The organism is Burkholderia sp. Bp9012 (assembly GCF_003853825.1).
In the GTDB taxonomy this organism is placed as follows: domain Bacteria; phylum Pseudomonadota; class Gammaproteobacteria; order Burkholderiales; family Burkholderiaceae; genus Burkholderia; species Burkholderia diffusa.
The window spans coordinates 53,327-77,860 of record NZ_QTQA01000018.1; the positions used below are offsets into that span (position 1 = coordinate 53,327).

Genomic DNA, 24,534 nt, shown 5'->3' on the forward strand with positions numbered 1-24,534 from the left:
CAGGATGACTTCACGTGGCGTCGATCAGGCACGCGGTGCGACCGACGCACCGACGATTCCATGCCGCCGCAGCGAATCCGCGACGAAGCCCGACGCCTTCATCTCCTCGACGAACGTGCCGAGCAACACGGCGGCCGCTTCGCCGCGGCTCTTCGGCACGCCCATCGCCTGGCGGATCACCATGAAGCGCTCGTCGAGCAGGCGCAGGCCCGTCGTCTTCGCCGCGTCGGCCTCGAGCTGCTGCTTCACGCCTGCCGCGACTTCGAGCTGCTGCTCGACGAACGTCGACACCACGGCCTGCGATGTCGGCGCGCGCACGATCTGCGCGGCTTTCAGTTCGCGCGTGAGGAACAGGTCGTACGCGCTGCCCTTGCCGACGGCCACGCGGTTGTGCGGCTGGTCGACGTCCGCGTTGCCGCGGATCGGCGAATCGTCGCGCACCAGATAGAAGCCTTCGATCAGCACGTACGGTGCGGTGAACGCGACCGTTTCGCCGCGCAGCGGATCGACCGCGAAGAAGCCGAAATCGGCGCGTTCTTCGGTCAGCGCCTGCACCGACTTGCCGGCAGCGTCGAACACGACGAGTTCTAGCTCGGCCGACAGCCGCTCGGCAAACGCACGCGCGAGGTCGATCGATACGCCGAACGGCTCGCCCGTGGCCGGGTCGCGGTTCGCGAGGATCGGATTGCCGAGATTGATCGACGCGCGCAGCTTGCCGGTCGGAGTGAATGCGGAGAGGACGGAAGGGTCGACGGTCATGAAAGGGCTCGTAAGGAATCGGATGTGCGGGAACGACGAACGGTCAGCGCGCCGAGGCAGCATCATCCGTGACGGATCGGTTGGCTCGTTGCTTCGTCTCGACTACTTCACCGCGACTTCCGTATGTACGACTTGCGGCGGGCTCTTGAAGAACGGCCCGGCCAGCTGACGCCACGCCTGGAAGTCGTCCGATTGCCGGAAATGCACCATGTGATCGTCGACGGTGTCCCATTTGACGACGAGCAGGTAGCCGCCGCTGCGCTCGATCACGCGGTGCAGCTCGGCGCCGCCGCAGCCGTGCGCGCGGGCGAACAGCGGGAGTGCCTGGCGAACCGCCGCTTCGAATTGCTCGGCCAGCGACGGATCGATTTCGAGCGATGCCATTTCCAGAATCATGAATGCTCCATGCGGGGTGAATGATGCGACAGGGCGCGCCATGATCGACGCGTCCCGCAACGATACCGGAAGTCCGCATCACGTGTTCCGGATGACCGGCTCGCGCGCGGCCGACCGGGGAATGGGTGCCGCTGATCGGCTCATGCGCGTCAGCGTTTTCCCTAATGTGGAATACGCGGCACGAGCCGATGTCACAGAGGTAGTGAAGATAAACAATCCGAGGACAGCCATGACGACATCCGCGATAAACGGAACGAATGATGCACCACCCGAAACGATCGCCGAGGCCGCATCCGACATCCCCGCGGCCGCCCCGTCGATCCTGCTGGTCGACGACGAGCCGAGCGTGCTGTCCGCGCTCAAGCGCGTGTTGCGGCCCGCGCGCTACACCATCCTGACCGCCGAAAGCGGAGAGGCCGCGCTCGACATCCTGGCGTCGACCGAAGTCGACCTGATCGTGTCGGACATGCGCATGCCGAACCTGAGCGGCGCGGCGTTTCTCGCCCGCGCTCGCGCGCTTTACCCGGACACGATGCGCATCCTGCTGACCGGCTATTCCGACATCGCGTCGATCGTGGAGGCCGTCAACGAAGGCGGCGTGTATCGCTACCTGAACAAGCCGTGGGACGATCATGACCTGCTGATGACCATCGAGCAGGCGCTCGAACAGCGGCGCCTTCGGGGCGAGGCCGCGCGGCTGGCCGCGCTGACCGAAGCGCAGAACGAAACGCTGCGCCGCTTCAATACGGAACTCGAAACACAGGTTCGCGCGCGCACCGAGGAGCTCGGGCAAACCGTGATGTTTCTCGAAGCGGCGCAGCACGACCTGAAAAGCAGTTTCACCGCGATGGTGCAGGTCTGCGCGAGCATGATCGAGATGCGCTGCGGGTCGGCGAGCGGGCATGCGATGCGCGTCGGCGAGATCGCGCGCCGTCTCGCGCTGTCGGCGGGGATGAGCAGCCTGCACGCGCAGGACGTGTATTTCGCGGGACTGCTGCACGGCATCGGCAAGCTGTCGCTGCCCGACGAGCTGTTGCACAAGCCGCTCGTGAAGATGACGACGGACGAACACAGCCTGTTCCAGCAGCACCCGCTGCGTGCGCAGATGGTGCTCACGCCGGTTGCGCAATTGCACAAGGTCGCGTCGATCGTGCTGCACCAGTACGAGCGATTCAATGGACGCGGCACGCCGGACGGGCTCGCGGGCGACGCGATTCCGCTCGGCTCGCGGATCGTCGCGATCGCGCGCGATTTCGAAGGGTTGCGCAACGGCGAGATCGGTTCGCCGCATTCGGTCGAGCAGGCGATCGACGTGCTGCACTCTCAGGCCGGCGTGCGTTACGACCCGCTGCTCGTCGCGCGCTTCATTGAACTGATGCGGGATCCGGCAAGCCTGCGCATCGCGGTGTCCGTCGCTGAGATCCGGTCCGAACAACTGCGCGAGGGGATGCAGCTCGCGGACGATCTGCGCACGCATCGCGGGGTGCTGTTGATGACGAAGGGCAGCGTGATGTCGGCGCACCAGATCGAGCTCGTTCGCCGTTTCGAGGCACGCGAAGGCACGACGTTCGACATTCTCGTGATGACCGGCGCCGCCGCGTCGACGCAGGCGCCGGCTGGCACGTCGCCTGCCTGACGCTGCGCCGGCCGGGCCGTGGCGCGCGAGCGGTCGCGCGTCACCGCAACGCGTTCATTTCGACTGGGGCGCTCGATCATGCATGGCACCTACAACCTGCTGCTTGTCCTGCTGTCGCTCGTCATCGCGACGCTGGCCTCCTATACGGCGCTCGACCTGGCCGCGTTCATTTCGCTGCTCGACAACCCGACGCTCAAGCGCGCGTGGCTGGCCGGCGGCGCGGCCGCGATGGGCACCGGAATCTGGTCGATGCATTTCGTCGGCATGCTGGCGCTGTCGCTGCCGATCCCGCTCGGCTATGCGCTGCCGGATACCGGCGCGTCGCTGGCGATCGCGGTGCTCGTGTCGTATTTCGCGCTGAACGTCGTCACGCGCGCGCGGTTGAGCCGCCGGCGCCTGCTGGCGGGCGGCATGCTGATGGGCGCCGGAATCGTCGGCATGCATTACACGGGCATGGCCGCGATGCGCATGGCGCCCGGCATCCGCTACGATCCCGCGCTGTTCGCTGCGTCGATCGGCGTCGCGGTGATCGCATCGACCGTCGCGCTCTGGATGGCGCAGACGTTGCGCGCGCAACAAGCGCGCCATGCGACCGCGCAACGCATCGGCGCCGCGCTGATCATGGGCATCGCCATCACGGGCATGCACTACACCGCGATGGCGGCCGCGCATTTCGCGCCGGATGCGCGCTGCGGGGCCGCCAACGGCATCGATGCACCGTGGCTCGCGACCACCATCGCACTGTTCACGATGGCGACGCTGATCGTCACGCTGCTCGTCTGCCGCTTCGATGCGCGCACGACCTTTCTGCGCGGCATGACGGACACGCTCGAACGGCTGGTGCGATTGCGGACCGCGGAACTCGAAACGGCGTTGCGGCGCTACGAGCAGACGACGACGATGCTGCAACGCACGCGCGAGAACATGGCGACCGAAATCGACGAGCGCCGGGCGGCGCAGAGTCGGCTCGAACAGGAGAAGGACGAACAGCGGCGCCTGCTGCGGGCGCTCGAGGAAACCCACGTGCAGTTGCTGCAATCGGAAAAACTCGCGTCGATCGGCCAGCTCGCGGCCGGCGTCGCGCACGAGATCAACAATCCGATCGGCTTCATCAGCGCGAACCTCAATACGCTCAGGACGTGGGTGCGAAGCCTGCTCGACGTGATCGCCGCGCATGACGCCGCACTCACGCAGCTGGAACCGGCGACGCGCGATGCGCTGACGGCGATGCGCGGCGAGGCCGATCTGGACTACGTGCGCGACGAGATCGTGACGCTGATCGACGAATCGATCGACGGCGCGGTGCGGGTGCGGCGCATCGTGCAGGACCTGCGCGATTTCTCGCGGCCGGGCAGCGGCGAGTGGAGCGTGGTGGATATCCACGCGGGCCTCGAGAGCACGCTCAATGTCGTACACAACGAACTCAAGTACAAGGCCGACATCGTCCGGGAGTACGGTGACGTGCCGCAGGTCGAATGTCTTCCGTCGCAGTTGAACCAGGTATTCATGAACCTGCTCGTCAACGCGGCACATGCGATTCCGTCGCGCGGCGTGATCACGATCCGCACGTCGAGCGACGGCGAACAGGTGTCGATCGCGATCAGCGATACCGGCACCGGCATGACGCCCGACGTCGTTCGGCGGATCTTCGATCCGTTCTTCACGACGAAGCCGGTCGGGCAGGGCACGGGGCTGGGGCTGTCGGTGTCGCACGGCATCGTCGAGCGCCATCGCGGGGCGATCGACGTGACGAGCGAGCCGGGGCGCGGCACGACGTTCTGCGTTCGACTGCCGATCCGGCGCGCCGAAGGCAGCGCGGACGCGGCGGCGGCAGTCGAGCAACGGGCATAAGCGACAGGCGACGCGTCGTCACCGCACCCGCTTGCGCCGTCGCCTGCGAAAGAAATTCCAGAACATCGCGGTCGCGTCCGGCCCCGTCGCGGAGTGGAACGCTTCGCGCGGATCGCCGCCGCTCCACGCGTGCGCCAGGCGGCGGACGATGCAGACCCGGACGATCAGCCGGCCGCCGCGCAGATAGTCGGTGTAATCGGCATCGTCATGCGCGTAGGTATGTTGCTCGCCGACACGCAGTTCGCCCTGTTCGTCGACGAGCCGATTGATCCGCGCGAACGCGACGCCGAGCTGCCGTGCGTTTTGCTCGGCGACGACCGTATCGAGTCCACCATGCACGACGAGCGCGGGCATGCCGGGATAAGCTCCCACGTCGACGCAGGCGTCGACGACGCTTATCGGATCGTCGCGCAGGCCGCGGCGCATGAGGCTCATTGCGGCCATCGTCGACAACGGCGGCGCGATGGCCGGACCGGAGTGCAGGCCGACGGCCGCGAACAGATCGGGAGACTCGATCGCCAGCCGTGCCGCCAGTCCCGCGCCGGCCGACATGCCGGCCAGGTAGATCCGGTCGGGGTCGAACCCGCGCGCCCGCACGATCGCGTCGATCAGTGACGCGATCGCCGGGGCCTCCGACTGCGACGCATCGCCATGCCAGTTCCAGCAGCGATGCGAATGGGCTGTCTTCGCCTGTTCGGGAAACAGCACGGCAAACCCGGCGCGCTCGGCGATGCGGCAGATGCGCGTGCCCGCGGCAAACGACTCGGCCGACTGCTTGCAGCCGTGCAGCATCACGACGACGGGCATGCCGTCACTCGCCGCCGAAGCGGCGGGCAGGTACAGCGCGTAGGCGAGATGGTTGACGAGGCGGCCGGCGGCCGGGCGCGCGGAATGAAACGAGCGCAGCCACGTTCCGGGTGCCTGATGTGGCGATGTCCGTGCGGGCGGCGCCGGCGCGCGCACGCGACGCGTGGTTCGGGCGGTGGCCGCGCGCTGGGTGGACGGCGCCGGTTTGGCCGTCTTCCTTTTGGGGCGCGTAGTCGCCGCTGCGGAAAGCAGATCGAACGGCCGCAGCCAGAGGCTGGATTTTTTCCTGGGCATGGACGGATCTCGTGCCGGCAGCTCGCGCGACAGCATGCGGCGAGCCCGGCCGCTGGATGGACGGCGAATGCGGGCGGCAGCGCACGATGCGTGCCGCGGGAAGCGTCCGCGTCGGCGTGCCTCGGCACGGCCGATACGGGGAGCGACTGACCGACAGAACACCACGCCGCGCGACATCAATCCGGCAGCGTCCCGATTCTGGCCGGCCACGCACCATGCTAACAGGCGTCGCTCGCCTCGGGTGCGATGGTTCCGTGACCAATCGGTGAATGCTTTGACCCCACTGCCGACGGATGTCGGTTGCGTGCGAGCGGATGCCGACGCTTCACCGATACGTCCACAACCGGTGCATCACGAACATGGTCGGCGGGATCAGCAGTGCGATCGCGACGATGGCCCAGCCGCGAGGCACGTCGAGCAGTTCGGCGGTGCGGGCGAGCAGCATCGTTTCGGCGAAGCCGGCCAGCGCGGCGGTCAGATAGCGCAGCAGGTTGCGCGAACGCACGGTCGACGAGAAGCTCCACAGCGTGTTCGCGAGATACGAGAACGCCGTCGCGCAGACGAACGCGACGGCGTTGGCGATTACCTGAGTGGCATCGAACAGCGCGTACATCGCGGATGCGATCAGCACGTGCAGCGCGGTCGAGCCGAGCCCGGACAGGCCGAAGCGCGCCAGCCGCACGCGCTCGGCGTAAAGCAGCTCGAACATCGCTACCTCCGCGCTTCAGCGCTCACCCACCCGCACGCGGGCCGGCTGCGCGCGGCGGCGTGCGTTCGGGCGCCGCGCATCGCGCGCGACCGGCAGTTCGATCACCTTGGCGTGCGTCTGGTAGCGACGGCGAATCAGATAGACGGGGCGTTGCTTCGACTCGTCGTAGATGCGTCCGATGTACTCGCCGACCACGCCGATGCCGACGAGTTCGATCCCGCCGATGAACAGCGTCACCGACAGCAGCGACGGATAGCCGAGCACCGGGTTGCCGAACAGCAGCGTGCGGCCCACGATGAACGCGCCGTACAGGAATGCGAGCGCGGCGATACCGAGGCCGATGTAGGTCCAGCTGCGCAGCGGCACGGTGCTGAAGCTTGTGATTCCCTCGAGCGCGAAGTTCCACAGCTTCCAGCCGGAGAACTTCGAGTGCCCGGCGCTGCGCGCTTCGCGCTGATACTCGATGATCACGGTCTGGTACCCGACCCATGCGAACAGCCCCTTCATGAAGCGATGACGCTCGGGCAGGCTGCGCAGCGCGTTCACGACCTTGCGGTCCATCAGCCGGAAGTCGCCGACGTTCTCCGGCAGCTTCACGTCCGACAGCAGGTTGTGCACGCGGTAGTAGATCGCGGCGGCGGTGCGCTTCGAGAACGAATCGCATGCGCGATTGCTGCGCTTCGCGGCGACGACTTCCACACCGTTGCGCCAGTGCTCGAGCATCACCGGAATCAGGCTCGGTGGATCCTGCAGGTCGGCGTCGAGCGGAATCACCGCGTCGCCGCCCGCCTCGTCGAGGCCGGCCGTCAGCGCCGCTTCCTTGCCGAAGTTGCGGGTGAGATCGATGACGCGCACGCGGCGGTCGGTCATGCTGACCCGGATCAGGCGCTCGAGCGTGTCGTCGCGGCTACCGTCGTTTACGCAGACGATCTCGAAGCGGATCGCATCGAGACCGGCCATCAGCGGAATCACGACGTCGAAGAAGCGTTCGACGGCCTCGCCTTCGTTGTAGAACGGTACGACCAGCGAGACGAGCGGTGTGTAGAGTGGTTCGCGCATGATGAGTTCCCCTGTAAGACGTGCGTATCAGCGGCCGGCACCGAAGGTGGGGCGGCCGGCGCGGCGCAGTCCGTGCGCCGGGCGGTGGTGTGAGCGGACCGGATGCGGGAACCCGGTCTCGGTCGAGTTGTCGTGTGCGTCGGGCATCGACGGGACGTCGTGTCTTTCTTGTGCAATCCGGCTGACGAGCAGCGCCAGCGACGCCAGCGTGACGAGCGGCATGAACTGGAACGACAGATGCGTGACGATCGCGAGGCCGGCGAGCGGCGTCGCCCACATCAGCATCAGCCATTCGCGATCGAAGCGTCGCCAGCCGTGCGTCCACGCATAGCGCGCGTACCACGCGATCACGAGCCCGTACCAGGTCAGGTCGTAGTCGTACAGGTACGGGCTGACGATCAGGCATGCGCAGGCGAGCGTGGCGGCGCGCAGCGCGTACGAACACGCGCCACGCCACGCGTACACGACGGCGATCGCGGCGGCCGAGGCCGACAGCAGCTGCAGGCCGCGCGCGACATAGGCGGGCCAGCCGGCGAGGGTGGCGAGCGCGAACACGGTCGGCATGCGCGCGAGCTTGACGTGGCCCGCGTCGACCGTCTGATACGCGTCGTTGATGCCGTGCACGAATGCGATCCACGACTCGATCCCGAACGCAAGCGTCGTCAGTACGACGCCGACGGCGATCGTCGCGGCCCATGCGGCCAGTGCGCGCCATTGTCCGGCGCAAAGCAGCGCGAGCGGGAACAGGACCGCCATCTGCGGTTTCATCGTCAGCAAACCGAAGCAGATGCCGGCGATAACGGGGCGGCGATTCAGCGTCAACAGTCCGACGCCGGCGAGCGTCGCGGTCAGCAGGCTCGTCTGCCCGACGATCACCGTGAGGAACGCGCCGGGGAACGCGAGCGCGCAGAGCAGCGCGGCATCGCGCTGCACGGTGGCGCGGATCGTCACCGCGAACAGCGTGTAGGTAACACCGAGCCACAGCACCAGCGCGAGCAGGTAAGGCATCCAGCCGAGCGGCAGCACCAACAGCAGCATGGTCGGCGGATAAAGCCACGGCAGCGAACCGTCCGCGGCGTTCATCATCGGGATCGCGAGTTTCTCGATCGCGAAGAGCGAGGAGAACTGCCATGCGTCCACCGCGTGCCCGAGCGCGGCGAGCCGTGCGGCGCTCCAGATCGGCGCGAGATCCTGCGCGAGCGGTTCGGGCACGGACGTATGCGACCCATGCACGCGTGCGAGGTAGATGCAGATGAACAGCAACTCGGTGAACAGTACCGCTGCCGCATAGAGGCGCACCCGATCACGATTGAGCCAATGCGGGAACCGGCGCGGGCCGGCGATCGGCAGTTCCGGATGGGCGTCGATGGCCGAATCGACATGCAGAAGGGAGAGCGGCGATTTCATTGCGCATTCCGCGACGCGAGGGTCGAGCGACGCACGACGACGAACAGGACGGCGAGCAGCACGACCGGGCCGATCTGCGGCAGCCTCGTGATCCGGTTGAACACCTCGAATATCGGCAGCAGCCACGCGAGCACGATCACGATCTGATCTCCCGGCAGCCAGCCTTCGTCGAGACCGTGGGCGATCAGGCAGAAGACCGCGATGCCGAGCCAGGCCAGCTCGTAATGCCACAGATAGGGTGTCGACAACAGTGTGGCGACCGCCAGCGCCGCGCCGCGCAGCCGCATGTCGTTCGTGCGACGCCAGACTTGAACGGCGGCGGCGATTGCGAGCAGCCCCACGGCGGCTTGTGCGGCAAGCGAGACCGGAATCGATGCACCCGCGAGGCGGAGCGCCGCGAACGGCGTCGGGGAAACGAACCAGTAGGCCGGCAGGGTGAAATGCATGCCGCGCACGATCGACATCGCATGGGCCAGGCCGTTCAGCGAGCCCGTGCCGGTCAGCGCAATGCCGGCCACCGTGAACAGCGTGGTCGTGATCGCTGCCGACATGAAGGTTCGCCACGAGCGCGTCGCGATCAGCACGAACGGAAACACCAGCGCCATCTGCGGCTTGATGGCGAGCAACCCGATCAGCATGCCGGCGACGACCGGGCGTCGGCCGAGGAAATGCAGCGCGAGTGCGGCGATGCCGGCGGTCAGGATGCTGTTCTGCCCGTACAGGACGCACGCGAACACGCCCGAATAGGCGAGCACGGCGAGCGCGGCGGCGCGCGGAACGGGCAGGTGCGCGCGCAGGCCCGACAGTCGCAGGACGGCGTACGCATAGCATAAAAGGCTGCCCGCAAAAAAGAGGAAATACGCGGGCAGGAAAGGCACGAGGGCAACCGGCGCGATGAACAGCAGCATCGTCGGCGGATAGAGCCAGGGCAGCGATTGGTGACCGATATAGGAACCGAACCGCGCTACCTCGGCATGGGAGAAGAAGACCGGATCATAGGTCGCTGCGGCATGGCCTTGCAGCACGAGCTGCGACGCGGTCCAGAAGACGGAGAAGTCGACGCCCGGTCGGGCAGTCGTCTGTGACGTGAAGGTGTCCGTAACGACGCCCCAGGTGATCAGAAAGGCCACGCAAAGCAGCAGCATGACGCAGCTGTACGGAACGATCCGGTCAGCTGTCAGCCATTGAGCACAGCGTTTGGCGCGATAGCGCACTCCACGATTGGCTGTGTACATGATGCCCCGTTTGCAGTGAAGGCTGCCTGGTCTTGCGCAGCCATTTTGTGTTGTCGTGTGTCCGGATCGAATCGCGCTCGATGGCGCTGTCCGGTGAGTGCATTGTTGGAGAAAAAATCGTGTGACGCAAACCGCGGGCTGAATCGCGAAATGGCGATTCGACGGCGACATGGCTGAAAAGCGGCTTTTCACGTCTGAGAAATCCGTACCGGCGCAAATGATGTTTCTCGCTTGAAACATTCCGTGTTTTTCACCGGTCCCGCGGTGTGCGGAATGCGCGTCGGGCGACGGGCGACCCGGATTCGGGAAAATCCCGAGAAAATTTTTTGGGGCCCTTGCACAGCACGACGGCGCCCTGCCGGCACGCGGCGCCGGCCGGCACGCGTATATCAAATCTGAAACATTTTGTGCAGCGCGCCGAAACCCGATCGACGGATGAATCGACGGAACCCTTGCTGCGCCTCGTTTTCCCTCCGGCTGGCCTGCTCTTTGCGTCAAGGTCCGCACGACAGTCGACGACGTGATGAACGACCGGTTGAAGCAACAGGCTGACAAGACCGGACTCAATCACCTGCGGAAAGCAACGGATCGAGGGCGCGTCGGGGAATACGCCGCCCAGGCCTTGGAAACCGCCGGAAACGTCGACCGGGCGAATAGGCGACGGCATCGTCCGCGCAAAAAGAATCACATGACAGCATTTGGGGAATAAAAATGAAAGACCAGAGCACGCCGCGGCTCGCATGCCGCGAAGAAGACCCGCAGTGGAATCGACGCGTCAGCGTCATCCGTTCAATCCGTATTCATGCCCGGGACGGTTATTTCGCCGTTCTGCTCGATCGCGCCATTCGCCAGATCGCAGCGCGCATGCATATCGCACGCATCAGCTCACCGACAATCGTTCGCCCGGCCAGGCTCGTACCCTGCCGTGTGCGTCGCTGAGCGCAGCATCCGAATCCTTGAGTTGTTCCGGCAGTACCCGCTCCCCGCGTCGATCCCCGACAACGGGTTTTTATAGTAGTGCGAAAGGAGAGTAGCCATGTCCACGTTCATCACGAAGATCCGCGGTTTCGTTCAAGACGAACAAGGCGTGACGGCCATCGAATACGGCCTGATTGCCGCACTTATCGCAGTCGGCCTCGTTGCAGCGCTGACGTTGGTCGGAAACGACCTCAAGACCGTCTTCAACACGATTGCAGACGATCTCAACGCAGCGATCTGAATGGCGGGGCGGCGAACGGCGGGTCCGGCCCGTTCGTCGCCATCCCGTCACTCGTGCAGGGCCGGACACTCAACCAACAGATGTCGAACGGAGCGAACGGCGGATGACTCGGCCGGTGCACTGCGCGAGTCTCCCCGCTCTCTCGATCAACCGAATCGGAGGCTGTCATGCGGACCAGCGGACGTGCGGTAGCGGTATCGCGATGGATCGGCGACGAGCAGGGGGTGACGTCGATCGAGTACGCGCTGATCGCGGCAGTGTTCGCCACCATCGTGCTGGGAAGCGTGGTTACCCTGAAGGGTTCGGTTCAAGACGCGTACAACATGATCGCGGCAATCGTGACCGCGGCGGTCAATACCGCACTGGGTCAGTGATTCCGACTATTACAGCCAATCGAGGTTCGCCATGTTGCCTGCCGCACTGCCTCACCCGGTCCCGTTGTGCGTGACGCTGCTCGTCGTCGTCGCGGCCAGCACGGACATCACGAGCCGACGCATCCCGAACCGGCTCGTCGCGATCGGGCTGGCCGGTGCGCTGATCGCCCAGTGCGCGCTGCACGGGGTCCAGGCGGGCGCACTCGCGTGGCTTGCCGGCGCGGCGACCGGCTTCGGCATGCTGCTGCCGTTCTATCTGATGCGCGGAATGGCTGCAGGCGACGTGAAGCTGATGCTGGCGATCGGCGCATGGGTCGGCGCACAGATGGCGTTCTACATCGTGCTAGCCACGTTTCTGGCCGGCGGGATCGGCGCGATCGGCCTTGTGCTGCTGCGCGGGCGCATGCGCCAGATGTGCGCGAACGTCCGGGCGCTGATCGCGCATCGCTCGATCCGCGCGTATGCAGGGGCAACCGACGGCCCCATCGAAGTTGCGTCGGTCGGCGCGTTGCCGTATGGCGTGGCAATTGCCGCCGGCACGCTGGGCATGCTGTTCGCTTCGTGCGTCTAGCGCGACGAACCCGCAACGAGGATGAAACGCACATGAACACGATCCCCACCGAACCGAAGCGCGACGCGCAGGTTGCACACCTGCCGCATCCGTCGCCGTTGCGGGAGGCGCATGCGAAGCCGGGCACGCAGTTGCCTGCCGCGCCGCGCTCGCTCGAGGAAACCGGACTGAGCCAGGCGTTCGTCGCAGGGCTCGTGCTGAAGTCGACGCTGGTGCTCGGCCGTCCGTCCTACGGCGACCTCATCGAGCGCCACTGCCTGCCGCTCGCGGTGCTCGACGACGTCTTCGCGTTCCTGGTGCGCGAGCATCTGGTCGAACTCACCCATCGCGGCAAGACGGATCTCGACGTGACGTTCCGCCTGACCGACGCGGGCCGCGTGGCCGCACTCGAGGAGTGTGCGCGCAGCACGTACAGCGGGCCCGCGCCGGTGACGCTCGACGCGTATCTCGACTGCGTGTCCACCCATTCGGTGCGCAAGCTGCACGTGGCTCAGAACGACGTGTGGGCCGTATTCGAAGGCATCGTGATGGACACGTCGGTACTCGACTCGGCGGCCGCCGCGCTGAACTCCGGCCGTCCGCTGCTGATCTACGGCCCCGCCGGCAGCGGCAAGACCTTCCTCGCCGAGCGGCTCGGCGCGTTGATGGGCGGCCACGTACCGGTGCCGTATGCGATCTATGCGGCCGGGGAAGTCATCCAGATCCACGATCCGCTCGTGCATGTCGACGCGCCGTTGCAAACGGAGGGTCAGTCGGTCGATCGTCGCTGGCGCCTGTGCGAGCGGCCGGTCGTGATGTCCGGCGGCGAGTTGACGCTTGACGAACTCGACCTGCGCCGCGATGACGCGGCGGGCTTCTACCAGGCGCCGCCACACATGAAGGCGAACATGGGCATGTACATCATCGACGATCTCGGCCGCCAGCGTGTCGAGCCGCGCGACCTGCTCAACCGCTGGCTGCGTCCGCTCGATCGAGGCGTGGATTTCCTGACGCTCGAATCCGGCAATCGATTCGTGCTGCCGTTCGACGTCTGGCCGGTGTTCTCGAGCAACCTGGCGCCGGAACAGTTCGCCGACGACGCATTCCTGCGCCGGCTCGGTTCCAAGCTTCACGTCGGCGCGCTGTCGATCGACCACTACCGCGCGGTGTTCGACGCCGCATGCGAGTCGCTCGGACTGGTGTCGAGTCAGGACGCCTTCGACTATCTGCTGCACCGGCTGCACCTGCCGACCGGCAAGGCGTATCTCGCATGCTTCCCGATGGATCTGCTGCGCCTCGTCGCCGCCGGCGCGCGGTATCGCGGCGATCCGCTCGAGGTGACGCACGACGCGCTGCATGACGCATGGGCCAGTTATTTCGGCACCGCGCCCGAGCGCGACGGCGGATATCTGCCGCCTGCCGAGCACGGCGGTCACACGTACATAACCGGTTGAGCCGTTTCTTTCACGATTCGTTGAGGAGCATTGCCATGAAAAACAGTCGAGCGCTCATGATGCTGATCATCGCGATGGTCGCGGGCCTTGCCGCGGTCGTGTTCGCGTCCCGCTGGTTGATGAATACATCCAGCAGCTCGGTCACGTCGGTCGCGGTGGCGACCACCGACCTGAACCTGGGCGAGCCGCTCGGGCCGAACCAGATCCGCATGGTGAGCTGGCCGTCGGGCAGCGTGCCGACCGGCGCGTTCACCGACACGAAGGAACTCGAAGGGCGCGTCGTGCGCACGAGCCTCGCACGCGGCGAACCGGTGATCGAGTCGAAACTCGCGCCGGTCGGCACGAAGGGCGGGCTGTCCGCCGTGATCGCCGACGGCAGCCGTGCGATCACCGTGCGGGTGAACGACGTGGTGGGCGTCGCGGGCTTCGCGCTGCCGGGAAACTACGTCGACGTGATCGTCAACACGCAGGAACAGCAGGGCAAGACCGACGGGCAGAGCATCTCCAAGATCGTGCTCGAGCACATCCTGGTGCTGGCCGTCGCGCAGCAGGTCAGCCGCGACGACACCGCACCGAAGGTCGTCAACGCGGTGACGCTCGAAGTCACGCCCGATCAGGCCGAACGCCTCGACCTCGCGCGCAGCGTCGGCACGCTGTCGCTCGTGCTGCGCAACCAGGTCGACCAGAAGACGCTGACGACCGATGGCGCGACCAAGCTGACGCTGCTCGGCAAGGCTCCGGTACCCGACGCGACGCCCGCACCGGTACACGAACGCGTACGGACCGTGCGCGTGCACGTTGCGTCGCACGCGGCACCGGACGCACGGCACGATTGTGTAGGCGTGCTGACCGGGGTACGGGGCAGCGTCGAATGCTTTTGAAACCGTAGAACACACATCCAGATAAACAGATTAACCAGATCGGCCGCCGTCAGGGCACGGCGGCCTTGGAAGTCGACAACCGGCCGCTCGCCGGTCACTCGGGGGATCAGACGAAATGAAGATCAATCCGCAATATTCAGGTACCGGCCCGGTGCGCACGCGTATCGCACGGGGCACGATGATGGCCGCGATCCTGTGTACGGGGTGGCTGACGGTGTACAGCGCGCTGGCCCAGGAAGGCGCGGAATCGGCTGCGCTGATGAAGGGCGGCGCGAGCGCGCCGGCTGCCGTCGCCAAGGGGCCGATGCAGATGACGATCAGCATGGCGCCGGCGCCTGCCGCCGCGGCTGCCGCATCGTCGGGCCCGCTGCGCGGACCGAATTGCGTGGGCGCGGTGCGCGAGTCGACCAGCGTCAGCGTGCCGCTCGGCAAGTCGCTGCTGGTGCCGATGCCGGAGCCGGTCCGCAACCGGACCATCGGCAACCCGGCCGTCGCGCAGGCGACGATGGTGTCGCCGCAGACGCTGTACATCCTCGGGCTGTCGGTCGGCACGACCAACATGATCGTGCAGGGTCGCAGCGGTGCATGCCGCGTGATCGACGTGGCGGTCGGCGCGGACGCCGGCGGCCTGCAGGCGTCGCTGATGCAGCTGATGCCGAACGAGCGCGACATTCACGTATCGACCGCCGCCGGCACGATCGTGCTGGCCGGCACGGTGTCGAACTCGCTGGCCGCGCAGCAGGCGGTGCAGATTGCTCATGCGTACGGCGACAGCGCCGGTGACGGCGGCGGCAAGGGCGCCGGCGTGCTGAACATGCTGGCCGTCACGTCGCCGCAGCAGGTGATGCTCGAGGTGAAGGTCGCCGAAGTGTCGAAGACGCTGATCAACCAGATGGGCAGCGCATTCAACATCCAGGGCGGATTCGGCTCGTGGAGCGGCGCGCTCGTCAGCAACCTGCTCGCGGGTGTCGCGAGCGCCGGGATCTTCAACAAGGCGAACAACAAGCCGTTCAGCATCGCGGCCGATGCGCAGAACACCGACAACCTCGTCAAGATCCTCGCGGAGCCGAACCTCGTGACGATCAGCGGCCAGGAGGCGACATTCCTTGCCGGCGGCAAGATCTTCATCCCGGTGCCGCAGAGCAGCGGGACGGGCACGTCGTCGATCACGCTGCAGGAAGAGGAGTTCGGTGTCGCGCTGAAGTTCACGCCGACGGTGCTCGGGAACGGCCGGATCAGCCTGAAGGTTGCGCCGGAAGTGTCGGAGCTGTCGCAGACGGGCGTCACGCTGAGCGCGACCAACATCGGCGGCACCTCGATCCTGCCGCTGATCACGACACGGCGCGCGTCGACGACGGTCCAGATGGGCGACGGCGAATCGTTCGCGATCGGCGGTTTGATCAAGGACAACGCGAGCGGCGCGCTGAAGGCGATTCCCGGCGTCGGCGAGGTGCCGGTGCTCGGCGCGCTGTTCCGCAGCACGTCGTTCCAGCAGGACCGCACCGAGCTGATCTTCGTGATCACGCCGCACCTGGTGAGGCCGCTGCAGACCGCCGACCTGCCGCTGCCGACCGACAGCTTCTCGAAGCCCAACGAAGCCGACGTGTATGCGACCGGCAACATGGAAGGGCGCAAGGGTGTCCGCAAGGCGGGCGCGCAACCGGCGAGCGGCGCGATGGATGCACCGCAGACGCCGGCACCTGCTCCCGCGCCGCAATCGGCTGCACCGGCCGCACCGGCCGCCGCGCTGCCCGCTCCGCGTGCGCCACAGCCCGCCGATGCACCGGCACCTGTGCCGGCGCAGCCTGAGAAGCCGGCGGCTGCAGCGGCCGCCGCGGCAGGAGCGGTGAACGCCGAGCCGGCGCATGCCGCGCAGTCGCAGCCGAAACCGCAACCGCAGGCCGATGCGGCCAGCGCGGCACGGATCGCGCGCATCGAAGCCGCTGCCGCGCGTCTCGCGGCGGCTGGCTCCGATACGCCGGCCAAACCCGCGCCGCGTTCGAAGAACAGTCTGCCGGCCGCCGCCCACGCGCAGATCGCGCGGGCGAATGCGGAACCCGCGTCCACCGATCGTTGAAGCCATCCAAGGGGAAGCTCATGAAATCCGCCTACCTCGTATTCGTGCGCCGTGCGGCGCTCGCCGTCCCGCTCGCGTTCGCGCTTGCCGGCTGCATGTCGTCGACGCCGGTGTGGGACAGTCGCTTCGGCGACTCGGTCCGCGCCGTCACGCAAGCCCAGATCATCGATCCGCATGCCGCCGAACACGCGGCCTCGCGCCCGGGGGTCGACGGCAGCGCCGCCGCGGCCGCGCTCGACAACTACGACAAGTCGTTCAGGCAGCCCGAGCCGAAAGCCAATGCATTCGTGATCGGGATCGGCAAGTCGTCGGGCCAATAACACAGGCACGCTCAGGGAGAACGCCATGTCCAGCGCAGCTCGTCATCCGAAACTCACGCGTCGAGGGTTGCATCGCCAGCAAGGCGCCGTCGCGATCATCGTCGGTCTCGCGCTGGCGGTGATGATCGGATTCGTCGGTCTCGCGCTGGACCTCGGCAAGCTGTACGTCACGCGCAGCGAACTTCAGAACAGCGCCGACTCATGCGCGCTGTCCGCTGCGCGCGACCTCACGTCGGCCATCAGCCTGCAGGTCGCGGAAGCGGACGGCATCGCCGCCGGCCACTCGAATTTCGCCTTCTTTCAGCAGAACGCGGTGCAGATGCAGACGGATTCGAACGTCACGTTCAGCGATTCGCTGACCAATCCGTTCCTGACGAAGACGGCGGTCGCCACGCCGGCGAACATCAAGTACGTGAAGTGCACGGCGCAGCTGACCAACATCGCGCACTGGTTCATCGAGGTGCTCAACACGATTCCCGGTGTGCAGGTCGCGAACGCGGCGCAGGTCTCGGCGAGCGCGATCGCGACGGTGGGCGCCGGGCAGACCACCTGTGCGATCCCGGTGTTCGTGTGCCGCGCGGCGTCCACCGCGCCGTACAAGGTCGGTGACTGGATCTCGTCGCCTTCCGGCTCGTCGTCGACATACGGGCCCGGCAACTTCGGCTGGGCCGCGCTCGACGGTTCGACCAACGAAACGACGATCGCCAGCGAACTGTCCGGCAATACCTGCAACATCACGTCGCCGCCCACCCTCGGTTCGACGGGCCTGAAGTCCGCGTCGCTGCGCGCGTGGAATACCCGCTTCGGCATCTATACGAACGGCGCCAACGGCTCGAGCGGCCAGCCGGACTTCACCGGCTACGCGTACGTCGGCCCCAACTACGGGCCGCCGGGAACCGCGGGCATCGTCGGCGACGCGTACACGCAGTTCGTGCTCGATCGCGCGAGCTTCAAGTCCTACCAGGGCGACGGTGCACCGCCCGCCGGCAGCGGCATCGCGACCAACGGAACCGCCACGGCAAGCAACTATCAGACGTTCGGCGGCGACCGCCGGGTCGCGCTCGCCCCCGAGGGCGACTGCTCGACGCTGCAGGGCGCAAGCAACCAGCTGACCGTCACGCAGTGGGACTGCGTGCTGATGCTGGATCCGCTGCCGTTCAGCCCGGGCGCCGGCGGGGTCGTCGCGCATCTCGAATACCTCGGCTCGGCGTCGTCCGGCAGCACGCCTTGCGCGACGCACGGTTTGCCGGGCAGCGGCAGCTCGGTCGGCCTCAAAGTGCCGATGCTCGTTCAATAGAGGAGACGCGATCATGAAAAGGCTCCCGATTCGCCGGTCGCGCATGCGCGGTGTCGCCGCGGTCGAGTTCGCGCTCGTGCTGATGCCGATGATCGTGCTCGCGACCGGTGTGGCCGAGTTCGGCCGCGCGATCTATCAGTACGAGACCCTCACCAAGGCGACGCGCGACGCGGCGCGCTACCTGTCGGTCTATCTGCCGGCCGACAGCGCGTATCCGCTCGCGGCGGCGCAGTGCCTGGTCGTCTACGGCAACACGACCTGCGGGTCTGCCGGCACCGAGCTGGTGCCGGGGCTCACGACATCGATGGTGATCGTGTGCGACGCCGCGCATTCGAGCGATTGCGCCGACGCGTCCGATCCACCGCAGTTCGCGAACCTGCCGACCTACGACGCGACCAACAACGCGGCAAGCGGCACGGCGACCGGCAGCATCAACGTCGTCGAGGTGAAGGTGAAGGGCTATAAGTACCAGCCGATTCCGGCCTACCCGGGGCTGTCGTCGATCACCTTCGGCAACATCGTCACCGTGATGAGGCAAGTGTCATGAACCCGCGCTCCTGTCTGCCGTCGCGCCGTCGCGCCCAACGCGGCGCGACGATCGTCGAATTCGCGCTGATCGCATCGATCCTGATGATGCTGCTGATCGGCGTCTTCGAATTCGGGCGCGTGCTGTTTTACTGGAACACGGCGGCCGAGGCCATCCGGCTCGGCGCACGCACGGCGATCGTCTGCGACGTGAACGCCGCCGGCGTCGTGAAGCGCGTGAAGTCGCTGATGCCGATGGTGTCGAGTGCGAACGTGTCGGTGAGCTACACGCCGTCGGGCTGCGACGTGAGCTCCTGCTCGTTCGTGACCGTCAGCATGACCAACTTTACGGTCAAGACGATGATTCCGCTCGCTAGCGTCTCGATCACGATGCCGCCGTTCACCACGACGCTGTCGCGTGAAAGCCTGAATTCATCCACGGGCGGCACCGCCTGTCAATAATCGAACCGACGAGGCACAGCCATGATCAATATCCTCGTAGCTGCCGACGATACCGCCCGGCTCACGCAGATCGCGCGCCTGGTCACCGACAGCGGACACTATCGCGTGACACGCGCGCATGGACGATCGTCGCAGATCGAGAATCGAACGGACGGACTCGATTCATTCGACATCCTGCTGATCGACGGCGCGACGACCGATGCGACCGAGCTGTCGGCGCTCGAGCGCATCTGCCGGCTGCACCCGGGCCTGACCTGCATCCTGGTGACGGCCGACGCGGCGCCGAACGTGCTGCTGGACGCGATGCGCGCCGGCGCGCGCGACGTGCTGCAGTGGCCGATCGACCCCGCGGCGCTGGCCCGTGCGCTCGAGCGTGCCGCCGCGCAAAGCACGCGACGCGACGCCGAAGATACGCGCTTCGTGTCGTTCATGTCGTGCAAGGGCGGCGCGGGCACGAGCTTCGCCGCGAGCAACGTCGCGTACGAGATCGCTGAAGGATATAAGCGCCGCGTGCTCCTGGTCGATCTGAACCAGCAGTTCGCGGATGCCGCGTTCCTCGTCAGCGACGAGACGCCGCCGTCGACGCTGCCGCAGCTGTGCGCGCAGATCGAGCGACTCGACGGCGCGTTTCTCGACGCGAGCGTCGCGCACGTGACGCCGACCTTCCACGTGCTGGCGGGCGCGGGCGACCCGGTCAAGGCCGCGGAGATGCGCGAGGATGCGCTCGAATGGATCCTCGGCGTCGCGGCGCCGCGCTACGACTTCGTGATCTTCGACATCGGCGTGAGCATCAATCCGCTGTCGATGATCGCGCTGGATCGCAGCGACCAGATCCAGCTCGTGCTGCAGCCCGCGATGCCGCACGTGCGCGCGGGCCGCCGGCTGCTCGAAATTCTCGTGTCGCTCGGCTACCCGACCGACCAGATGCGGCTGGTGGTGAACCGGATGACACGCGCGGGCGAACGGTCCCGCACTGCGCTCGAGGAAGTGCTCGGCCTGCATGCGAGCAGCACGATACCCGACGACGCCGATACCGTGCGCGAAGCGCTCGACCTGGGGCATCCGGTCTCGCGCGTCGCACGCAGCGCAGCGGTTACGCGTGCGTTGCAGGCCTGTGCGAAGCAGATCGTCGAAGGGGACGTGCGCACCAGGCACGACGCGTCCAGCAGCGAACCGTTGATGTCCCGGCTGTTCGGCCGCAAGGCCACGCCGAAGCTCAAGTCCATGTGAATCTTTCGGGGAAACCATCATGTCATTGCGCGAACAGATGTCCTTGTACCGGACGCAGCCCCAGGCGACGAGCACCGATCCGGCGGGTGCGACGCATTCGTCGGTACGCGACGCGTACCAGAGGCTGCGCCGTGAAATTCACTCGGCGGTTCTTGAACGGGTCGAGCTGGAGCGTCTGTCACGCCTGCCGCAGGAACAGGTGCGGCAGGAAATCTCGGCGCTGATCTCGCGCATCCTCGACGAGGAGCGCCTGCTCGCGAACGACATCGAGCGGCGCCAGCTCGTGATCGACGTGTACGACGAAATGTTCGGCTTCGGCCCGCTGGAGGCGCTGCTGCGCGACCCCGGGATCTCCGACATCCTCGTGAACACGTACCGGCAGGTCTATGTCGAGCGCGCCGGCCAGCTCGAGCTGACCGACGTGACGTTCTACGACGACGCGCACCTGATGAAGGTGATCGAGAAGATCGTGTCGCGGGTCGGGCGGCGCATCGACGAATCGACCCCGATGGTAGATGCGCGTTTGCCGGACGGCTCGCGCGTGAACGCGATCATTCCGCCGTCGGCGATCGACGGGCCGCTGATGTCGATCCGGCGTTTCGCGGTCAACCCGCTGAAGATGGACGACCTCGTGAGCTACCAGAGCCTCACGCCGCCGATGGCGGAACTGCTCGATGCGCTGGCCAAGGCGAAAGTGAACGTGCTCGTGTCGGGGGGGACCGGCAGCGGCAAGACGACGCTGCTCAACATCCTGTCGGGCTTCATCCCGCGATCGGAGCGGATCGTGACGATCGAGGACGCAGCGGAGCTGCAACTGCAGCAGCCGCACGTGCTGCGGCTGGAAACGCGGCCGCCGAACATCGAGGGCAAGGGCGAGATCACGCAGCGCACGCTCGTGCGCAACGCGCTGCGGATGCGGCCGGACCGGATCATTCTCGGCGAAGTGCGCGGCGCGGAAGCGCTCGACATGCTCAATGCGATGAACACCGGCCACGAAGGCTCGCTCGCGACGATCCACGCAAACACGCCGCGCGACGCGCTCACGCGGCTCGAGAACATGATCAGCGTCGGCGGCCTGACGCTGCCGCCGAAGACGATGCGCCAGCAGATCGCGTCGGCGATTTCGGTGGTGGTCCAGGCGACGCGGCTTACCGACGGCAAGCGCAAGATCGTCAGCATCCAGGAGCTGACCGGGATGGAAGGCGACATCATCAACATGCAGGAGATCTTCACGTTCAAGCGCACCGGCATGGATCGCGACGGGACGGTGCGCGGACACTTCTGCGCGACCGGCGTGCGGCCGAAGTTCGCCGAGCGGCTGCAGTCGTTCGGCATCAACCTGCCGGATTCACTCTACGACCCGGCGCAGCGTTACGAGACGAAGTGACGACGCGCCGTCGTCTGATTCCGGGGAGGTCTCATGGACTCGATATTCTATGGTTTTGTGATTCTCACCTTCGTCGCGGTGGTGCTCGCGATCGAAGGCGTCTATCAATGGTGGAACTCACGCCACGGTGCCGCGGCACGCCGGATCGAGTCGCGCCTGCGCGCGATGTCGGCCGGCGGCAGCGTGCAGCAGGAGCGGCTGTCGATTCTCAAGAAGCGGATGCTCGACGAATCGAAACCGTTCGACCGGCTGTTGATGCGTATGCCGCGCGTGCAGTCGGTGGATTTGCTGCTGCAGCAATCGGGGCTCGACTGGACGGTGGCGAAGCTCGTCGTGTACACCGCGGTGTTGCCGGTGACGGCGATGCTCGTCCTGCTGTTCACGCCGTTGCCCCTGATCGCCATGTTGCCGATTGCGCTGCTGACCGCGTGCATGCCGGCAATGTACGTGATGCGGCATCGCAACCGGCGGATGCTCAAGCTCGAGCGCCAACTGCCGGATGTCTGCGACATGATCGCGCGCGCGCTGCGCTCCGGCCACTCCTTTACGAGCGCGCTCGGGATGGTCGGCGAGGAGTTTCCCGATCCGATGGGCGGTGAATTCCGGATCACGTTCGACGAGATCAATTACGGCGTATCGCTGCACGATGCGCTGGTGAACCTCGCGACACGCGTGCCGGCCCATGACCTGCGCTACTTCGTGATCGCGGTGCTGATCCAGCGCGAGACCGGTGGCAACCTGGCCGAGCTTCTCGACAGCATCGCATCGCTGGTTCGCGAGCGCTTCAAGCTGTTCGACAAGGTCCGCGTGCTGTCGGCGGAAGGGCGGCTGTCGGCCTGGATCCTCGGGCTGCTGCCATTCGGCACGGCGGGCATGATGGCGGTGTTGAACCGGGAGTTTCTTTCGGTGCTCTGGCAGGATCCGGCCGGCATCAAGATGGTCGGAGTGATGCTGGGGTCGATGGCATTCGGCATGCTGTGGATCCGACGCATCATCCGGATTCGCGTCTGACGCGTGTCTCAGGCTTCACGAACCGATTCGAGGCTGTCATGCAAAACCTGAGCGTAGTACATACCGTGATGCTGGCCGGCTTGTTCATCTTCGTCGCCGGCGGCGTGCTGGTCGCGATGCTGCTGTTTGCGCCGCGCAACATGGAGCGCCGGATCCAGCAGGCGAGCGGAGCAAGTGTAGGCATCGGCGCCGGCGCCGGCGATGGCGGCGGGCAGCCATCGCGCTGGGTCGCGAAGCTCGTCGAGCTGTCGCAACCGATTTCCCGGCTGTCGGTGCCGCAGGAGGGCTGGGAGAATTCACCGCTGCGCATCCGGCTGATGAACGCCGGCTGGCGCGATCCGAACGCGGGCGCGCTTTACTTCGCGGCGAAGACGGTACTCGCGCTGGCGCTGCCGGGCGTCGCGCTGCTGGCGCTCGCCACGACCCGGCTCGCGGGTCAACGCATGCTGCTGTCGTTCATCCTCGTCGCGCTCGCCGGGATCGGCTACTACGTGCCGAACGTGATCCTCAGGCGGCGGATTGCGACGCGTCAGCGAGTGATTTTCGAGGACTTCCCGGATGCGCTCGACTTGATGACCGTATGCGTCGAAGCAGGGCTCGGGCTCGACGCGGCGCTGATGCGGGTGAGCGAGGAACTGCGCTTTCGCAGCGAAGTGGTCGCGGGTGAACTCGACTTGCTGCTGCTCGAGATGCGTTCCGGGTTCACGAAGGAAACCGCGCTGCGCAATCTGGCACTGCGGACCGGCGTCGAGGATATCGAATCGTTCTGCGCGATGCTGATCCAGGCCGATCGCTTCGGCACCAGCATCGCCGAATCGCTGCGCGTGTTGTCCGACATGCTGCGCACGCGACGGCGGATGCGCGCCGAGGAGCGCGCCGCGAAGATCGCGCTGAAGCTGCTGTTCCCGCTGATCTTCTGCATCTTCCCGGCGCTGATGTGCGTATTGCTCGGGCCGGCGATGATTCATGTGTATCGCGTGCTGCTGCCGACCTTCACCAGTATCGGGCAGTAAGCAGCGGCGCGGGACTGCCGCGCGAACCGGATGTACGTGCCGACCGGGCATTGCCGGGCCGGCACGGTCACCGTCTTCATGGGAGGCTCCTTCTCCCCCCGGGCGGCGCCGCGACACAGGTCGATCATAGCGGCGTCAATGCAACCCGGACCCATGGTCGACCATGGAGACAGCCGTAGTCCACTGCCCGCGCGGGTGGCCCCCTACGACTAACCTCGAACGCAGTCGCGGCGGCGCGCCGACCGGACTGAAAGCGGATCCGACAGGTCCGATCTGCACGGCTGAATCCATCCGTGTCGATAACGCGAGCGATTGTTTACCGAATTGCCGGCCGGCGCAGGCAGTCGCCGCGCGGCCGCAGCGCCCTCGGGCCGCCAGCGGTGGCATGCGCCAGCCGATGACGCGGCACGTATCCACAGATGCCGCTGCCGATGCGCGTCATCGTGCCCGAAAATCTCCTTGAAATCGTCGATTCGAATTCCTACGATTATTCAAAATCAGGCTTGAATGGAGCTGCGAACGGGACGATCGCCCCGCGTCGCGGAAAGAACGAACACAACGCCTGAAATTGAAGCGGTTGC

General features: G+C 66.4%; 25 protein-coding genes. 18 read left to right on the forward strand and 7 right to left on the reverse strand.

Annotated features, from left to right (window positions below; translation table 11 throughout):
• Window positions 1-24 precede the first annotated feature (24 nt).
• Together DIE11_RS23470 and DIE11_RS23475 are read right to left on the reverse strand one after the other, a co-directional pair.
• Window positions 25-759 carry an ABC transporter substrate-binding protein gene (locus DIE11_RS23470; RefSeq protein WP_124627411.1) on the reverse strand — a complete coding sequence of 245 codons (735 nt, stop codon included), beginning with the start codon at window positions 757-759 and terminating at the stop codon, window positions 25-27.
• A gap of 102 nt (window positions 760-861) precedes the next feature.
• On the reverse strand, window positions 862-1,155 hold the full coding sequence (locus DIE11_RS23475; protein ID WP_124627413.1) for an antibiotic biosynthesis monooxygenase: 294 nt from the start codon (window positions 1,153-1,155) through the stop codon (window positions 862-864).
• A 229-nt stretch (window positions 1,156-1,384) separates the two neighbouring features.
• On the opposite strand from DIE11_RS23475, the gene DIE11_RS23480 reads away from it, so the two are divergent.
• Window positions 1,385-2,791, forward strand: coding sequence for an HD domain-containing phosphohydrolase (locus tag DIE11_RS23480; RefSeq protein ID WP_124627415.1), 1,407 nt, complete (start codon window positions 1,385-1,387; stop codon window positions 2,789-2,791).
• A 78-nt stretch (window positions 2,792-2,869) separates the two neighbouring features.
• Window positions 2,870-4,642, forward strand: coding sequence for a histidine kinase (locus DIE11_RS23485; RefSeq protein ID WP_124627417.1), 1,773 nt, complete (start codon window positions 2,870-2,872; stop codon window positions 4,640-4,642).
• Between the two features lie 18 nt (window positions 4,643-4,660).
• Here the strand turns inward: DIE11_RS23485 and DIE11_RS23490 are convergent, their stop codons facing one another.
• From DIE11_RS23490 to DIE11_RS23510, 5 genes are all read right to left on the reverse strand, one after another.
• Window positions 4,661-5,743 carry a PHB depolymerase family esterase gene (locus DIE11_RS23490; RefSeq protein WP_124627569.1) on the reverse strand — a complete coding sequence of 361 codons (1,083 nt, stop codon included), beginning with the start codon at window positions 5,741-5,743 and terminating at the stop codon, window positions 4,661-4,663.
• A gap of 325 nt (window positions 5,744-6,068) precedes the next feature.
• Entirely contained in the window at window positions 6,069-6,452 is a 384-nt protein-coding gene (locus DIE11_RS23495; protein WP_124627419.1) for a GtrA family protein, read from the reverse strand.
• A 15-nt stretch (window positions 6,453-6,467) separates the two neighbouring features.
• Window positions 6,468-7,511 carry a glycosyltransferase family 2 protein gene (locus DIE11_RS23500; RefSeq protein WP_059599679.1) on the reverse strand — a complete coding sequence of 348 codons (1,044 nt, stop codon included), beginning with the start codon at window positions 7,509-7,511 and terminating at the stop codon, window positions 6,468-6,470.
• 27 nt (window positions 7,512-7,538) lie between these two features.
• On the reverse strand, window positions 7,539-8,918 hold the full coding sequence (locus DIE11_RS23505) for a glycosyltransferase family 87 protein (RefSeq protein ID WP_124627421.1): 1,380 nt from the start codon (window positions 8,916-8,918) through the stop codon (window positions 7,539-7,541).
• A complete protein-coding gene (locus tag DIE11_RS23510; RefSeq protein ID WP_124627571.1) occupies window positions 8,915-10,153 on the reverse strand; it encodes a glycosyltransferase family 87 protein in 1,239 nt (412 codons plus the stop codon). Before DIE11_RS23510 ends, DIE11_RS23505 begins: the two co-directional genes overlap by 4 nt.
• A gap of 711 nt (window positions 10,154-10,864) precedes the next feature.
• Between DIE11_RS23510 and DIE11_RS23515 the strand changes: the two genes are divergently transcribed.
• The 16 genes from DIE11_RS23515 (at window position 10,865) to DIE11_RS36505 (ending at window position 24,519) form a co-directional block, all read left to right on the forward strand.
• Complete coding sequence (locus tag DIE11_RS23515) at window positions 10,865-11,092, forward strand: hypothetical protein (protein ID WP_124627423.1); 228 nt, start codon at window positions 10,865-10,867, stop codon at window positions 11,090-11,092.
• 97 nt (window positions 11,093-11,189) lie between these two features.
• Window positions 11,190-11,372, forward strand: a complete 183-nt coding sequence (locus DIE11_RS23520) for a Flp family type IVb pilin (RefSeq protein ID WP_059599676.1) — start codon at window positions 11,190-11,192, stop codon at window positions 11,370-11,372.
• 167 nt (window positions 11,373-11,539) lie between these two features.
• Window positions 11,540-11,746 carry a Flp family type IVb pilin gene (locus DIE11_RS23525; protein ID WP_059599675.1) on the forward strand — a complete coding sequence of 69 codons (207 nt, stop codon included), beginning with the start codon at window positions 11,540-11,542 and terminating at the stop codon, window positions 11,744-11,746.
• A gap of 31 nt (window positions 11,747-11,777) precedes the next feature.
• On the forward strand, window positions 11,778-12,317 hold the full coding sequence (locus DIE11_RS23530) for a prepilin peptidase (protein WP_124627426.1): 540 nt from the start codon (window positions 11,778-11,780) through the stop codon (window positions 12,315-12,317).
• A gap of 32 nt (window positions 12,318-12,349) precedes the next feature.
• Complete coding sequence (locus tag DIE11_RS23535) at window positions 12,350-13,750, forward strand: ATP-binding protein (RefSeq protein ID WP_124627428.1); 1,401 nt, start codon at window positions 12,350-12,352, stop codon at window positions 13,748-13,750.
• A 35-nt stretch (window positions 13,751-13,785) separates the two neighbouring features.
• Window positions 13,786-14,631: a Flp pilus assembly protein CpaB gene (gene cpaB / locus DIE11_RS23540; protein ID WP_124627430.1), complete on the forward strand. Its 846-nt coding sequence runs from the start codon at window positions 13,786-13,788 to the stop codon at window positions 14,629-14,631.
• Between the two features lie 115 nt (window positions 14,632-14,746).
• Window positions 14,747-16,708 (forward strand): type II and III secretion system protein family protein, encoded by a 1,962-nt coding sequence (locus DIE11_RS23545; protein ID WP_124627432.1) that lies wholly within the window; start codon window positions 14,747-14,749, stop codon window positions 16,706-16,708.
• Between the two features lie 20 nt (window positions 16,709-16,728).
• Complete coding sequence (locus DIE11_RS23550) at window positions 16,729-17,028, forward strand: hypothetical protein (protein ID WP_059599670.1); 300 nt, start codon at window positions 16,729-16,731, stop codon at window positions 17,026-17,028.
• Window positions 17,029-17,053: 25 nt separating this feature from the next.
• Window positions 17,054-18,325: a pilus assembly protein TadG-related protein gene (locus DIE11_RS23555; RefSeq protein WP_124627434.1), complete on the forward strand. Its 1,272-nt coding sequence runs from the start codon at window positions 17,054-17,056 to the stop codon at window positions 18,323-18,325.
• A gap of 13 nt (window positions 18,326-18,338) precedes the next feature.
• The gene (locus tag DIE11_RS23560; RefSeq protein WP_124627436.1) at window positions 18,339-18,872 is read left to right on the forward strand and encodes a TadE/TadG family type IV pilus assembly protein; all 534 of its coding nucleotides are present in this window, start codon (window positions 18,339-18,341) and stop codon (window positions 18,870-18,872) included.
• Entirely contained in the window at window positions 18,869-19,312 is a 444-nt protein-coding gene (locus tag DIE11_RS23565) for a TadE/TadG family type IV pilus assembly protein (protein ID WP_059599667.1), read from the forward strand. Before DIE11_RS23560 ends, DIE11_RS23565 begins: the two co-directional genes overlap by 4 nt.
• Before the next feature lie 21 nt (window positions 19,313-19,333).
• The gene (locus DIE11_RS23570; protein ID WP_124627438.1) at window positions 19,334-20,542 is read left to right on the forward strand and encodes a CpaE family protein; all 1,209 of its coding nucleotides are present in this window, start codon (window positions 19,334-19,336) and stop codon (window positions 20,540-20,542) included.
• 19 nt (window positions 20,543-20,561) lie between these two features.
• Window positions 20,562-21,929, forward strand: a complete 1,368-nt coding sequence (locus DIE11_RS23575; protein ID WP_124627440.1) for a CpaF family protein — start codon at window positions 20,562-20,564, stop codon at window positions 21,927-21,929.
• A gap of 33 nt (window positions 21,930-21,962) precedes the next feature.
• Window positions 21,963-22,940 (forward strand): type II secretion system F family protein, encoded by a 978-nt coding sequence (locus DIE11_RS23580; RefSeq protein ID WP_124627442.1) that lies wholly within the window; start codon window positions 21,963-21,965, stop codon window positions 22,938-22,940.
• A gap of 38 nt (window positions 22,941-22,978) precedes the next feature.
• Window positions 22,979-23,953, forward strand: a complete 975-nt coding sequence (locus DIE11_RS23585) for a type II secretion system F family protein (protein ID WP_124627444.1) — start codon at window positions 22,979-22,981, stop codon at window positions 23,951-23,953.
• A 419-nt stretch (window positions 23,954-24,372) separates the two neighbouring features.
• Entirely contained in the window at window positions 24,373-24,519 is a 147-nt protein-coding gene (locus DIE11_RS36505; RefSeq protein WP_185633808.1) for a hypothetical protein, read from the forward strand.
• Window positions 24,520-24,534: the final 15 nt, after the last annotated feature.